Here is a 16041-nt window from a genome sequence, read left to right on the forward strand (position 1 = left end):
ACTTAAAAACACCATTTATACAGTTTTTATTACAATCTACACAAAAATGTTACAACCTCTTTATTTAAAAATAAATCTTTGTGTTAGCTATAAAAACAATACTTATGAAAACAAAACTACTTTTATTGTGTACGCTTTTAAGCTTCTACACCCATGCACAACTTAGATTAATAAAACAAACAGAAAATAATATTTATAGAAGAGGAGTAACAGGTGTCACAACATTGAATAACGACATATTATTTACTATGACGGAGTCTGGAAGCCCCTATAAAATTGGTGCCTATATAAGCAATGGCTCTAACGAAACTACAAACCAAATCCAAGGCTTAGAAAATAACACATACAGTTTTGAAGGCTTAGACAAAGAAAATTACGCAATAGATAACGATATTTTTTTGTTTAGTAGTCGTTTATTTAACTCGCAAAGTGAAGACAAAGCCTACAGAATAAATGATGGTAGAACTAGTGCTACACTAGTAACATCCTCTACTTCGGCCGAAAGTATAACCCGAACAAGCAATAATAAAATTATTAAACAAAGAAGGGAATATTACCCACCATACACATTAAGTGGTAATAGATATGCTGGTGGTTATAATTTTTTTATAAATATATTTAATGGCGATGGTATTTTAGAAAACAGTTATGAATTTGATGGTAATACAGGTATAGGAAACTCCGTAGATGATTTTAATAGTTTAACTCTAATAACAAATATATTTTACTGGAAAGGCACTTATTATTTTATTGGTAACACTACACAAAACAGATCAGACCTATATAAATTTGATAGTCTTAGCAACTATAGAATTACGAAATTATATGTTAATGGAAACTCTAAGACCGATGTTAGTCCAAGTGACATATTATTAGAAGACTCTTATATTTATTTTCAAGGATTATACAGAACTTGGGGTGTTAGTGATGATCCTGATGACTTTATAGATGAAGGACGAGAACTTTGTTATACCAATGGCGACATAATATTTGGGGCTAATCAAACTCAAATTCCACTTTTTATTTTAAATGAAAACAAAGAAAATTATGATGGTACTCGAGGGTATATGGCTAAAAACACTTCTGAAGGCTTTGCAATGTCTAAACCAATTAAAGAATTAAATGGTTCTGTTATTTATATAGATGAAAATAATGATACTTTAAATATAGTAAACCCTGATGGCACTTATTATAATTTAGTAAATTACACTAAAGATACTGATGCTTATTTTACATATAACAATAAATTCTACTATATAGCTAGCGAACTTAACTCAGATTATTCAAGTACATATTATATGTATGAAATAAACGGACATCCTTTAAAAACAATAAGATATGAATTTCCAAAAAGTACAAATGGTGATGATTTTTCACTTGCTTTAAATAATAATTTGGATATTTCTCAAGAGGAAGGAAAAGTATATCTTATCGGAGGATATCATTCTTCTTCCGGCGTAAATGCAGCTATTTTATCTTTCGATTTCTCTACCTTGCAATTCACACAAGAACATGTTTTTGATAATAACGAAATCTCAGGGTATGTAACCAACCTTAACCGATTTAACAACGGTTTTGTTTTCTCAGATTTCGATAAAGTTTACAGTTATAATGTTGAAATAAGAGCAAAATATTTTACACCAAACCAAAGTGGTAAAGGTGCTAACATAGAAAAACTTAATTCTGAAGAAGATATTAGCTACAATAACACCTCTTATAATGTCAGTTTAAAATCAACAAATTTAGCACCAAACGAGACTTTAAAAATAGAATTGCTCGACACTACAGCCATTGCTTTTAAAACCAAAATAGAAAGTCTGCCAAACAATAGCTATGCTAAAACCTATTATAAATTAGTAACACTAAATGAATCTAGTCACCAAAGCACCATAAATTTAACTTACAACAATCTAGATTTTAAAAATGGTATTCTAGATCCCGCACAACTATCTGCGCAAACTTATCAAGATGGAAATTGGATAGACTTAGAAATTACATCTATTAATACTAATGATAAAACAGTTGAAATAACACACAATTTCAATTCAAATACATTAGTTTTTTTTAGAAATAATGCAACGTTAAGTAATAAAAAGTTTAGCACAGAAAATTTATCTGTATACCCAAACCCGACGACTTCTATTTTAAATTTTAAATTAAAAAATAAAGCCACAATTTTAAAAACTACGGTTTACACTTTAGTTGGTCAAGAAGTTTTACAAAGTACCACTGGTAAAAACAAAATAGATCTTAAAAACTTATCTCAAGGCATCTATATTTTAAAAGTAGTGAGTAGCAACGGCACTTACACTAAAAATATTATAAAGGAATAAACAAACAACTTATCAGCTAAACTTATACTATGTTGCCAAATTTTGAAAGTCAAAATCTAGGTTAAATAATTTTAGTATATTTTTGGGATATGATAGAACCTTTTGATGATATTCCTGTTCGTAACGATTTACAAACTGTTGCCTTTTACAATACAGAAAACTTATTTGATACTTTTAATGATAAACTAAAGTACGATAATGATTTTACTCCTAAATCCATTAAAAAATGGACTCCAAAACGATACGATAATAAACTCAGAAAATTAGGTTACGTTATTTCTAATATAGGCAGACGAGAAACAGGTAAACAACCTGCTATTATAGGTCTTGCAGAGGTTGAAAATGCTAAAGTGATAAAAGATTTAATTGCATCCAAACATTTAGAACCTTACAATTACGGCTATGTTCATTATGATTCTCCGGACGAGCGTGGTATTGATGTGGCTTTAATTTATGATAAAGATGTTTTTGAAGTTTTACACTCAGAGCCATTTCTAGTGGAATTAAAAAATGACAAAGGTCTACCTGATTATACGCGCGATGTGCTATTGGTTTCGGGTATTTTAGATGGCGAGAAAATACATGTTATTGTAAACCATTGGTCGTCTAGACGTGAAGGTGAAAAAGAAACGGAACACAAACGCATAGCTTCATCTGATAAAGTAGGTGAAATTATTTCTAGTATAACCTTAGAAGATCCCGAAGCTAAAATTATTACAATTGGCGATTTTAATGATGATCCGCACAATAACAGTATTAAACGTTTGGTTGATAATTACAGCTTGTTTAACCCTATGGAAACGCTACGCTCTTTTAATCGCGGTACCACCAAACATAATAGGCAATGGAATTTATTCGATCAAATTTTAATTTCAACCAACTTTTTTAAAACCTCCGAGAATTTATACGAGTATAGCCTGTCTAATATTTTTGATGAAGATTTTCTAAAAATATTTGAAGGTAGATACAAAGGCGCTCCATACAGAACCTATGCTGGCAAACGCTACAAAGGCGGCTATAGCGACCATTTTCCGGTATACGCTATTTTCAAAAAATAATAGTAGCCTTTATACAGCTTGTAATAAAACCAATGTTAATGCTAAAATAACTACAGGTAAAAGCCATAGCATGTAGATATTATAGGTTAGTTTTTTATTTTTAATCATTTTGGCATTTAGCACTTTACGTTTTCGTCCGCCATAATACATCCAGTTTTTAAAGAAGATAAATATTACTACCAAAACAAATAAAGTCCATGCTTTATCTGCCGACATGGTATCCATGTGCATTTTTCTAAAAAACTTAGCAAAAAACACACCTAAAAGCAATAGTAAACTACATTGTAAAAAAGAAACATAAAAAGTAGCAATGCTATTAGCCTTCTTATTTTTCTTTAGTTTGAAGTGATTAAAAAAATGATAAAATAGAATATCGAATGTGCCCATGCGGCGAAATTAGACTTTTTATTTAAAACTTGTTACGTCTAAATAACAAATTATTATTCCACAAAATCCACACTAATTTCATCTAACTCATAAATACCATCAAAGGTATCTTGGCCGCTTCCTGTAAACTTAAAAGCGATATACATGGTTCCACTTTCGCAAGATAAATCTACAGCACCCGAATTAAACCACGGCACAAACGAGTCAGTATCTTTCACCACATACGCATCAGATATTGTACCCCAAGTGGCAGTAGTAATATTAGCTTCATCACCATCCCAATCTAAAGAATACAAAATTTCTAAAAAGCTACTATTTGCTAAACTATTAGACGTTTTAAAACGAAGTGTTTCACCATCCTGCTCGTCTAAATTAATAGCCGGTGTAATTAACCAACCTATATTAGAATCGTCTCCAGAACTAGAACATTGAAACCGTGCCGAACGCCCTAAAGATGCATTTGACGAGGTAGAAGAATAACCTTCCCACGCTTCTGTACCTGCCTCAATATAATTAGTCCAACCTTCAATCTCTATAGGTCTATTATTTCGTTGTGGTTCAAAATCTTCATAAAACAAATTACCTGATCCCAATGTTTCGGCAATACCACAACCTAGTTCTATGGGGTCGCAACGGGTTTCAGAAGTAAAACTCATACCTGCCGAACTATTTAAAACAAGCACATTAAAATCGTCTCCAAAATCTCTAGCAAAAATTCCTGTAACGCTACCTTGTCCTTGCGGAATAAGTAACGATTTAAAATCGGAAAATGTACTAGTTTGCATACGTATAGAAACACCGGTTTCACAACTTACTAAAGTTCTAATACCATCATACTCATCTATAGATTCGCTAGCAAATGTGGCTCCCAACTCAAAACGATTTAATTGCATGTTTTCTAACTGAACTAGTGTATTGTGATCCCAACTTGTTAAATCTGTAATATGTGCAACTTTAGGCTGAATATCCACCACTTCGTTACTTCTGATAATAATATTTTTATATTCTGAAGGTTGAATTTGTTCCACACGCGCTCCATCACCTTTTCCTATGGAAATGACTCCACTACTTTCTCCAATAGTTAATCCTGCCATTTTTAGATATACTTTTTGTCCAAATTGATAAGTATTCGACAAACTAGACACATTGATAGCGACTTGAAATCCCATTCTAGGATCACTATCTGGGCTAGAGTCATCTATTTTATTCTGAATAATTAACTCTTCAAAAAAGTTTCCCGATTTATCGGAAGACACCACGTAACCTTCAATATATAATTCTAAATCTTCATCAATTCTAGCCGTCGAATTCCCACTATTTATAGCCTGATCGTAAAGTGACCTGATGGTTTTAAAAGTGGTTATTTTATCTTGAGGAATATCGGGTTCTATAATTGATATATCGGGAACGCTATAATCATCATCTTTCACACAAGATATTATAAGTGTTTGCATCAGAAAAATGACAATTAGTATTTTAAAATTTTTCATGATTAATATTTTTATATTATTTGTTGCCGTAAAAAGCTCAGCATGGTACTACACTATCTTTTTTAACCTAGCAGTTTTTTATTTAAAATCTCACATTCAAATTCAAAAAGTAAGTGGTACCACGACCATACCAATATTTCGATCCAAAAACAGGAGTATCTAAAGCTTTATCATCTCTAAGTTCTCTAAAGTTTGCATTTCTTCCTTGCTCAAATCCACCAGATTTATAAACTTGATCTAATAAATTATTAATGCTAGCAAAAAAACCGATGTAATACTCACCAACCTTCCACGATTTTCCACCAATTAAATTCACCACCATATAATCATCAAAACGTTCTTGTTTTAGAAGCTCTCTCGCCAAAACCTCATCGTAATCATTAAAAACATTGCCATCAAAATCGGTTGAAAAATTTGAAGAACGCGTTAACGGACTCACATCTATATAGGTATTTGCAAAAAAGTTTGCAGTAGCTCCAAACCACCAATAATCGGGGTCGCTATATTCAAAACCTACTGAATAAGCATTTTGTGGTCCGGCAGCGAGTTTATAATCTTTTAATTTCGATTGTCCAAAATCTTTAAACCCATCTATAAAACCCGCAGCTAAAGCCTCGTCGTCCGGCTCTGTAGACAAAAATAAATTAGGATTATTGTTATACGTAAACTGCCCGATAGCAGCAGCACCTTTTAATTTTATAGTTGGTGTTACTTGGGCTTCAACACCAAACTCAGCACCTATATGTTGCTTTTCAATACCTTGAAGAATTTCTTGTACAAAAGCCAAATTATCGCCACCAATACCATCGGCAAAAAAGAATGAAATTTCATTAGCATCAGTAACCTTTGTGTAATAACCTGTAAGTTTAGCTTTAACCACAGACGACCGGAATACATAACTTGCATCTGCAGACGTTATTTTTTCTTCTGTAATATCTGGTACAACATTATGGTTTTCTCTAGAATTTGAAAACGTGTTTTGCAATGTTGGCTCTCTAGAAATATAACCACCGTTAATATTAAACACATGCTTACCAGATAGCTTATAAGTAAACCCGGATTTTGCACCAAAGCCCATAAAACTTAACTTATCGCCTTTACCAAATGAGTTCTCTGGAAATCCACCATTTTGATAAATACCTTCACGCTGATATTGTGTATTTTTCAAACTAGCCGCTACATAGAAATCCGTTTTATTATAAGAAAATTGTGTTTGCGCATATCCTCCAATTTCGTTTGCAAAAATATTATAGTCATATTTAAACTTATCGCCCACTCCAACTATGCGGTTAGGGTTTAATAAATCGTTTTGAGCTTCGTTAATATTTGTTGCAAAACCGTCGATATCCAAATAAGTTTCGGCACCTAAAAGATCTAAAACTTGAGCAAAATTTTCGGAGATTAAACTTTTAAAATTAATACCCGCATTGAAGTTAACATGGTCGTTTATTTCTTTATTTAAAATAGAGTTTACAGTAAGTTGTTTATCATCTACACGATCTTCATACAAGGCATAAGTTGCATTACCTCCATTTTTGGCATTAACAATATTTGTGCTATACATGGCATTCCAATCAATTTGACCACCATCTTGAAACGTTTGTAAGGCCTGATATGCAAAACCTAATTGATCGGGAAAGTTCCGTTCAAAATAACTTGGTAATTTTTGATAATAGCTTGCACTCGGGTTTGCTCCACCTCCTTGAGGAAAACCATCTATTAAATCTTTTCCGTTATAATCTAATCGGCTATTTCCCATTTTACCAAATTGATAGCCTATGTTGGTATTTAACTTCGTTTTACTATTTAAATTCCAGTAATGATTAAGCATCACAATTGGTTCGCTAACTTCTTTTATTCTAGAATTTCGTTTTTCGCCATCTTGCCAACCCCAATATTCGTTGTATTTAATGCCTTTTAAATCGAAAACCTCTTGTGTGTTTGGTGACGATTTACCTCGTCGATTTGGTGTGTATATCGCAGAAAAGCTTAAACTATGGGCTTTGTTAATTATTTTTTCCACGGAAGTAAAAAAGGAATTTGAATTATAACTCGTCGCTTCTTGATATCCTTCATTTCCCCATCGGCGACCTAACGTTACTGTATATGCCCAATTGTTTTTTAATAAACCTGAAGCATACGTTGCCATAAGGCGATTGCTATAACTTCGGTTAGACGATGAATAGGTAATGCGCCCACCTGCTCTAGTTTGCGACGCCCGAATATTTATATTATTTGTACCCAAAACGCCACCAAAACTATAGTTTGAGGGTGCTAAACCTGTAGATAATTCTTGATTACGTAACACATCATTAACACCTCCCCAATTACTCCATTGTGGCCTACCGTTATAGGTTTTGTTCATTTCTATACCATTAATTAAAAGGGTACTATTTTTAGAATCTAATCCGCGAAGACGGAAAAAGGATGGACTAAATTCGAATGCTGCTGTACGCTGAAAAACATCGAGAGATGAAGCCAACAGACCTGAAATATTATCCGCACCACTAGAATCATCGTTTAATTCATCATCAGATAATGTGATTGTAAACAAATTGCTAGTAGCCGTAGTATCTAAATCTAAGGTAATACCAGCAATATCAACAGTTTCATTTTCATTTATTATAATCGGGAAACGCTTTGATATATATCCAACTTTTGAAACTCTCAACATTTGCTCTCCTAGCGGTAACTTTTTATCGAATAAAAACTCACCAAGTATATTTGTCTCCATCGATAAATTGCTATTTTCGATAGTTACCGATACGTTTTCTAAAGACTCAAAAGTAAGTGCATCTAGCACGCTACCCTTCACTAAAGTTTGTTGAGAATGGAGGCTAATTGAAAAAATTCCGAATAAAAAAATAAGGGTTATTTTATTCATGCTTATCTTTATTACTTCAATTACAATAAAAAACAATCAATTGACAGTTAAATACTTAAAAGAATTTCAAGCAGTTACATTTCAATTTAGCTACAAAACCCATGTAGTTTCATTCTTATTTAAAAGTGAAAATTGTTTAAAATTCGCGCTTACATCATTGCTTTTATTAGCTTTTTTAAATACAAATGCTCAGGATAAAAAATTTAAAATCCACACAGTTGCTTTCTATAATCTAGAGAATTTATTTGATACCATAAACGACCCGAACAAATTAGATGAATACAGCCCAATGATGGAATTAAAAACTAACAGAGGTCTTGTTTATAAGAAAAAAATAAGGAATATGGCACGAGTTCTTGCCGATATTGGAAAAGGTGTTACAAATACCGCACCAAGTATTATTGGTGTTTGTGAAGTTGAAAATAAAGCCGTTTTAGAAGATTTAGTAAACGATTCGCTATTAGTTGATATAGATTATGGTATTGTGCATTATAACTCTACAGACGTACGCGGAATTGATGTTGCACTACTTTACAAGAAGAATGCATTTACGCCGATAAGCACGAGTTCTCATGAGTTGAAAATTTACGATCCAGAAACGAGTAAACGCGTTTATACCCGAGAACAATTATTGGTTAGTGGGAATCTGGGAGGAGAAACCATCCACCTTATTGTAAATCATTGGCCATCCCGACGTGGTGGTGAAGCTAAAAGTAGACCAAAACGTGTGGCTGCAGCTAAATTAAATAAACGTTTATTAGATTCTTTACAAACTATAGATCCGTATGCAAAAGTGCTTATTATGGGCGATTTAAATGATAACCCAAACAATGCTAGCGTTAAAAAAGTTTTAAAAGCTAAGCCAACGAAAAAATTGGGATTAAAAGGTATTTACAATCCATATATAAATTTCTTTAAAGATGGTATGGGCACAACAGCTTATAGAGATTCTTGGAGTTTATTCGATCAAATTATGGTAACCAAACCATTTTTAGAGAAAGATTACACTTCATTTCAATTTTATAAAGCTGGTATTTATAACAAAAATTACATTATTACTAAACTTGGCGCTTATAAAGGTTACCCGTTAAGAAGCTTTGGATATCATGGCTTTAATAACGGCTTTAGCGATCACTTCCCGGTTTATGTTTATTTGATTAAGGAAGTTGATGAAGAATGAAAATCAAGTTATGAGAAAATAGACTTCTATTACTTAGCTCGACTCAAGTGATTTCACAAATTCAAAAAAAAAAAAAAAAAGACCTTTCAAATTAAATAACTTGAAAGGTCTGACTATATTTTATTTTGGATATACTTTTAATCTACATCCAAGTACTCCAAGGAATTCTTGATAAAAACAATAATAACGCAATACTATAAAAGATTGCTATTGTTTTTAACTTCCCTTTTGAAGTTAATTTCTTTTTATGTTTTGAATAACCAATTGTAATTAAAGCCACTGCGATAATATTAATAAACGGGTGCTCAACAAGGTATAATCTCGCCATAGAGTTACTCATTACTTTTCCGCCTAACTCGCCCCATAACAAAAATTTTGGTGATACAAAGTACAACACAAGACCAATTAATAATTGAATATGAGATACTATTAATGTGAATAATGATCTTCTAAAATCGTTGTTTTCATATTCTTTATCTCCTATTGTTTTTATAACAGCACTTACAGCAGCTATTAATAATACAATAAGCACTAAATATGCCCAATAGGAATGGAGTGATAATACAATGTTGTACATGAATGTTTTGTTTTAATTATAGATGCAAAAATAGTAATTATAATTCACAAAAAAACCGCTTCGATTGAAGCGGTTTAAAAGTTTTTCTAAATTAGAATAATTCTTATTCCCATTTATTTTCTGCAGTCGTACCGCCCCAAATTAAAGTGGCTATGTATGGATTATCAATAAAAGGGTTTCTATTGCCTTGTGCGGCATAAATTACGTTGTTACGTTGTTCTTCAAAGGCTGATACTGGATCGGCAACGTTCCATGCTTTAAAAAGCTCTAAACCACCAACTTTATCAAAATCCTCTCCGTAGCGAATGTTTAAATACATTACCATTCGGGCAACATCACCACGCCAGTCATCACCAGGATACCAAGCTTCTCCAATTAATTTATTAGTTCCGCTTCCATCGATATATGGATAGTTACTTCTATCACTGTTAACAGTTGCATCGGCAGATCTTAAATGGTGTAAATCTGAAACAGCTATGTCTGAACTTAACCTAGACTGTGGAAAAATATGTTCTGTGTTATAAGTTTGTGTTGCATATGGATTATTTCCAGAAGTATACTCCTCCCAATATCTACTTTCACCTGTATACATTAAAATCACATTATCTTGATTTGATAAATCGGCATCGGCATTATATAAATAATCATGTCGTTGCGTATAACTTAATATTACCGTGTGCATATCTTGCGTATGTGCAGAAATTTGATCGAACATTAAATCGGCATCTTCTGTAAAAATAACACCATCGTAATAATCACCTAAACTAGAAGCTATATTAAAATCTATAGATTTTAAAACCGTTACTGTAACAGTTGCTGTAGAACATTCCGCTGTTGGTACATCATTATCACAAATAGTATAGGTAAACGTATCGGTGCCTTCAAAACCAGATTGAGGTGTATAGCGTATTGTTCCATCTGAATTTAAAGTAATAGCACCTTGTGTCAACGAATCATCAGTATCCGTTATTAATGCTCCATCAATAATATCATCATTAGATAGAACATTAAAGATATTTAAAGAAGAATCTAAAACCACAGAGTAAGTATCGTCACTTGCTTCTGGGGTTCCTTCGTCTAAAACAGTAATAGTAACAGTAGCTGTAGAACACTCTGGGTTTACATCATTATCACATATGGTATATGTAAATGTGTCTTCTCCAACAAATCCATTCATAGCAGTATAACCGATTGTACCATCATCATTTAAAACAACAGTTCCATTAGTTAAAGTTGTGTCTATAGACTCATATTCCGCACCGTCTACTATAGTATCATTATCTAATAACTCATCAAGTACAGTAGTTGTACTCTCTAAAACTTCTAAAGCATCGTCTACAGCCAGTGCAGTGCCATTATCCGTAACTGTAACCGTAACCGTACCTGTTGCACAAATTGGCGTACTTAAGCTATTACAAATAGTATAAGTGAACGTATCTGTGCCACTAAAGTTATCAGCAGGTGTATAAATAAGTTTATTTAAGATTTCCGTAATAACTCCATTTTCTGCAGAGACGGCATCGAAATCGGTAAGTTCTGCACTATTTGTAAGTACATCATTACTTAACACATTTATTATTACTTGTGTGTTTTCTGGTGTACTTGCAGCATCATTAGTTGCAACAGGTGGCTCTATAGCCGCACTATCATCACTTCCGCTACAAGCAAAAAACATTACAAATAAAAATAGATATAAATATTTCATAATAAAAAAGTTTAGCAAAAAAAACCTCTGACATAAAGTGAGAGGTTTTTTCTTATTATTTAATTAAAGTATTGTTATTATTGGTATACCCAAACTCCGTCAGTTTTAACTACATACTGAGTTTCTGTTACCGTAGCACCTGTATATGCTACATAAGATACAGCATATTTTTGTCCTTCTTCTGCTCCAGAATCTCTTGCGTTTAATAAAACATTAAGAGCCTCTAATAGTGTCTCATCATCCCAGTAGGTATCACTAGTATCTCTTCTATCAAAACTTTTAAAGAATCCTAAGTTATCTGCTGGCTCAGGATAATCTTCTATTAGTGCAGTAGAAATTAAAGTAATGTCTGCAGCTAGTAATGAGTAATTAATTGTGTTATCTGGAACCCACTGACCATCTTCAAAACCATATTGGAATGAAGTTTCAATTATATCTTGAGGTAAAGCCCATTTATCACCATCAAAAACACTAGATCCATATTTAGTAGTTGTTGCACCACTACTATAATACCTATATTGAACAGTAGAAACATCTCCAGCCTGAGCATAAGGATATAAAGACTCTAAGAAAATCTCTAATTTGTAGATAGATCCTGAATCAAAGTTACCATAAGATTCACCTAACAAATCATAATCTGCACTAGAGAAAACATAAGGGAATTCCCAATCTCCATTATTTTTCGCTACTATAGTTGTAACTTCGGTAATAGTTGCTGGGTTTACAACATATTCTCCAGATTCGTATTTAAGAGTCAAAACTTGAGTTGTAGCAGAGCCGTTATAAATAGCATAAGTTACAACATAAAGACCTCCTTCTGTTGTTGCTGGTAAAACAAGATTTAAACCTTCTAAAATCATTTCTTGACTCCAGTAATTATCACTTGTAGACCTCACATCAAAACTATAAAAAGTACCTAAATTTTCAGCAGGACCAGAATATGTTACGGCCAATGCTGCAGCAATATCATCAATATCTGTACTTGAAAGCGTATACTCTGTTCCAGTTGCAGCAGTTACTTCAACGTTTAAGTTTATAAATTTACTTCCGTTATATTGTAACGTAACAGATTCAGAACTTGAAGGTCCATAAGTTGCGAAAGAAACAGAAACCACTTGACCAGCAGCATATTTACCTGCTAAAAGCGCATCCATTGCTTCTAATATCATATCATCAGACCAATAAGAACTACTAGAATCCCATCTACCAAAATTCCCATAACTTGCAGCATTATCTGCAGGGTTCGGGTATTTATCAGCTAAAGCAGCTCCAATAGTTTCAAAATCAGCACTAGATAATTCATAAGCTAAAACCTCAGCATTATATGTTAACTCTACAAATGTTCCATTTAAAGCCGTTTCATAATTTGAACTTAAATATCCCTCGATACCAGATAAACCAGCTAAAGTTTCGGTAGTACTCATTGTTTCAAGTAACGTAGGGCTATAAAGATTATATCCAACATTTACTAAAGATCCCTCTCCCCAAACTGGGTACTTATTTGCTAAGAAATCTGGAATAACTAAATCGGCAAGATCTTGATTTAAAAAATAAGCTATAGAATCTAATTCACCTTCATAGATTTCATAATCCTCATCAGTAAAAGTATATTGCTCTACACCTTTAATAAAATCAACACCTTCTATATCGCGCTCTTGAATATCATCAGTAATATCTTCTAAAGGATTACATCCTGTAAAGACTACTCCTAGAACTAATAAATAATATATTATTTTTTTCATTTTGAATATTTTTTAAAATTTAAGTTTTGCTCCAATACTAAATGTTCTACCTGTACCGAAATACACTAGTGCTGTATCAGCAGTACCATCTAAAGCATCTGTTACGTATTCTGTATCGAACACATTGTTAATACGACCTGTTAAAGTAGCATCGAAAGGACCAAATTTGAAACCATGACTTACAACAGCATCAAACAATCCGTAATCTGGTAATTTCCAAGCATCATCACCTGGTTCTCCTCTTTCACTAGGGTCGAAATCTGCATAAAGGTTTCCAAAATAATTATAATCTAGAACAACTCTTGTATCTGGTGTTAACTTGTAGTTTAAACCTAACGCTAATGTTGTTTGAGCAGCATCACCAACATGTAAATCTTCTATGAAAAGATCTACAGTTTCTATTAAGTTTTGATCTTCATCAAGAATTTGAACATCTGTTACATTGTTATCCCATCTCCAATCTCCTAAAGACATCATACCTGTAACATTTAATTTATCGGTAGCTTTATAAATAAAATCGAACTCAACACCTTGATGAATTGCGTTTACGCCTAAAATATTAGCAAATGCATTTGTACCATCTGGCTGTTGAAAAGAAGCTGTTTCCGTTCTATCTTTCCAAGTTGTTCTATAAACGTTTACGTTAGCAGTAAGTTTTTCACTTCTGAAACCATATCCTAATTCAAAACTAAATATTTTTTGATTTTCAGCATTCTCATTGATATGCTCATTATCAAATTCTTGAAAAACAGCATCAAAATCAGCAGCTTTTTCAAAATAACCAATATTCATAAATACATTATGGTTGTTATCTAATCGATAGTTAGCACCACCTTTTGTACTAAAACCTAAGAAATTATAACGATCTGTTGATTGTAATGGATCTGTATCTAAATAACCAAAATAATCAACTCTCTTGTAAGAGGTGTTAGATAATGCCGCAGATAAAAACGTATTAAAGTTTTCGTTTACATCATATTCTATTTGTCCAAAAGCACCTAACCAACCTACTAAGCCATCATTATAGTAACTTCTTTTATCTCCAACTTTAAGTATTTGATTTGGGTTATTTACAACATCATCATCTTCTTGTAAATATTGACCACCTAATAAATCTGTTACTTCAGAAAAGTGTATTCCTTTGTAGTTTCTGTAATCAAGACCTGTTAATAAAACTATATCATCAGTTAAATCTGTTTTTAAAGTTGATAACACTCCGTACCAGTTATGGTCGTTTCTAGAAGCTCTTAAAGCAGTTGTAGAACCGTTCGCTCCATTTGCAATATTTTCGTCAACAATTTTATCGAAATCAATGGTTCCGTAAAGACCATTTCTATATTCACTATATCCTGTACTATCGAAAGTAAATTTATTATCTCCAGCGGTTCCACCACCACCGCCAGTACCAAAAGAGGCATAAGCAACAGTTGAGATAGACGTTTTATCACTTAATGTCCAGTAATGATTTACAGACATTTGTGGTTTGTTGTAAAAGTTATCTTCTTGGTGTAAAACTTGACCATCTTTATAACCCCAATCTGCATTAAATTTTCTACCTCTTTCACTGTTTTCAAAAGTAGAAATTAATTGTCTGTTTTGTCTTTGACCATGACGTTGCTTTGAACCAAAAGCTGTAAACGAAAGTTTATGAAAATCGTTTATTTCTTTAGATAAGTTAACAAAGTATGAAACACCAGTAAATTCTGTTCCATCTACATAACCATTACCACTAGTTTGAGCAGCAGAAACTGTTGCAGCAAAACCTTTATCATTTACACCTGTAGAGTATGTAAGACCATATTTTTCGTAACCATCGTTAGCGATAGACGTAAATACACTACCACCTTCTTCAACATCTGTTGTTTTTGTGATTACATTAATTGTTCCTCCAATAGAAGGTACAGCTACTTTAGAAGCACCTAAACCTCTTTGCACTTGCATAGTTGAAGTAACATCACCTAAACCAGCCCAGTTAGACCAGTAAACAGCTCCGTTTTCCATATCGTTAACAGGAATACCATTAATCATAACAGCAACGTTTTCAGATTGAAAACCTCTAATTCTTGTTTTAGCATCACCATATCCACCACCTGTTTTAGTAGTGTAAATACCTGGTGTAGATTTTAAAATTTCAGGAAACTCTTGTGTTCCTAATTTAAGTTCAATATCTGCTGCTTTTACTGTAGATACAGCAACAGGCGTTTTTCTATCAACCGCCACAGATGCAATAATTTGAACTGTTTCTAAACCTACTTGACTAGGCTCTAACGTTACATTTTTTAAAGATGAATCTCCAGAAAAAGAAATTGTTTTAGAGGTGTAACCTACGTAAGTAATTATAATTTCACCTGAACTCGATTTTGTTTTAAGAGTGAAATTTCCATCAAAGTCTGTTACAACTCCGTTGGTCGTACCTTTCTCGACAACATTAGCACCAGGAAGAGGCATGTTGATACCTTGTTCCAAGACAGTACCAGTAATAGTACTTTGTGCCATAATAACTGTACTGAACAACAGTGCCACAGTTAGTAATAAATAATTTGTTGTTTTTTTCATAATTTTAATTATGTATTAATTATTTGAAATTAGTCGGTGCAAAAATACGTATAAATTGCGGGCCAATATTAAGTAAATGTTAAGAAATTTAACAACTTTAACAAAAAACAAGGCCTTAGTATTTAAAAT

The 16041-nt window shown here is 32.7% G+C and carries 10 protein-coding genes; 3 read left to right on the forward strand and 7 right to left on the reverse strand.

Annotated features, from left to right (window positions below; translation table 11 throughout):
• The first annotated feature begins 104 nt into the window (after window positions 1-104).
• Window positions 105-2333 carry a T9SS type A sorting domain-containing protein gene (locus BM246_RS09295; protein ID WP_074937391.1) on the forward strand — a complete coding sequence of 743 codons (2229 nt, stop codon included), beginning with the start codon at window positions 105-107 and terminating at the stop codon, window positions 2331-2333.
• An 89-nt stretch (window positions 2334-2422) separates the two neighbouring features.
• Window positions 2423-3391 carry an endonuclease/exonuclease/phosphatase family protein gene (locus BM246_RS09300; protein ID WP_042497749.1) on the forward strand — a complete coding sequence of 323 codons (969 nt, stop codon included), beginning with the start codon at window positions 2423-2425 and terminating at the stop codon, window positions 3389-3391.
• A 9-nt stretch (window positions 3392-3400) separates the two neighbouring features.
• Here BM246_RS09300 and BM246_RS09305 read toward each other — a convergent pair whose 3' ends face one another.
• The 3 genes from BM246_RS09305 to BM246_RS09315 form a co-directional block, all read right to left on the reverse strand.
• Window positions 3401-3778 carry a hypothetical protein gene (locus BM246_RS09305; protein WP_042497751.1) on the reverse strand — a complete coding sequence of 126 codons (378 nt, stop codon included), beginning with the start codon at window positions 3776-3778 and terminating at the stop codon, window positions 3401-3403.
• A 53-nt stretch (window positions 3779-3831) separates the two neighbouring features.
• Window positions 3832-5268, reverse strand: a complete 1437-nt coding sequence (locus BM246_RS09310) for a DUF5689 domain-containing protein (RefSeq protein ID WP_074937394.1) — start codon at window positions 5266-5268, stop codon at window positions 3832-3834.
• A gap of 82 nt (window positions 5269-5350) precedes the next feature.
• On the reverse strand, window positions 5351-8152 hold the full coding sequence (locus tag BM246_RS09315; protein ID WP_074937560.1) for a TonB-dependent receptor: 2802 nt from the start codon (window positions 8150-8152) through the stop codon (window positions 5351-5353).
• A 40-nt stretch (window positions 8153-8192) separates the two neighbouring features.
• On the opposite strand from BM246_RS09315, the gene BM246_RS09320 reads away from it, so the two are divergent.
• The gene (locus tag BM246_RS09320; RefSeq protein ID WP_317042977.1) at window positions 8193-9332 is read left to right on the forward strand and encodes an endonuclease/exonuclease/phosphatase family protein; all 1140 of its coding nucleotides are present in this window, start codon (window positions 8193-8195) and stop codon (window positions 9330-9332) included.
• A gap of 142 nt (window positions 9333-9474) precedes the next feature.
• On the opposite strand, the gene BM246_RS09325 is transcribed toward BM246_RS09320, so the two are convergent.
• From BM246_RS09325 to BM246_RS09340, 4 genes are all read right to left on the reverse strand, one after another.
• Window positions 9475-9909 (reverse strand): hypothetical protein, encoded by a 435-nt coding sequence (locus BM246_RS09325; RefSeq protein WP_042497757.1) that lies wholly within the window; start codon window positions 9907-9909, stop codon window positions 9475-9477.
• 103 nt (window positions 9910-10012) lie between these two features.
• Window positions 10013-11614 (reverse strand): Ig-like domain-containing protein, encoded by a 1602-nt coding sequence (locus tag BM246_RS09330; RefSeq protein ID WP_074937397.1) that lies wholly within the window; start codon window positions 11612-11614, stop codon window positions 10013-10015.
• A 77-nt stretch (window positions 11615-11691) separates the two neighbouring features.
• Entirely contained in the window at window positions 11692-13356 is a 1665-nt protein-coding gene (locus tag BM246_RS09335) for a hypothetical protein (RefSeq protein ID WP_074937400.1), read from the reverse strand.
• Between the two features lie 12 nt (window positions 13357-13368).
• On the reverse strand, window positions 13369-15912 hold the full coding sequence (locus tag BM246_RS09340; RefSeq protein ID WP_074937403.1) for a TonB-dependent receptor: 2544 nt from the start codon (window positions 15910-15912) through the stop codon (window positions 13369-13371).
• Between the last annotated feature and the right edge of the window lie 129 nt (window positions 15913-16041).

This window comes from Algibacter lectus, from assembly GCF_900112395.1.
In the GTDB taxonomy this organism is placed as follows: domain Bacteria; phylum Bacteroidota; class Bacteroidia; order Flavobacteriales; family Flavobacteriaceae; genus Algibacter; species Algibacter lectus.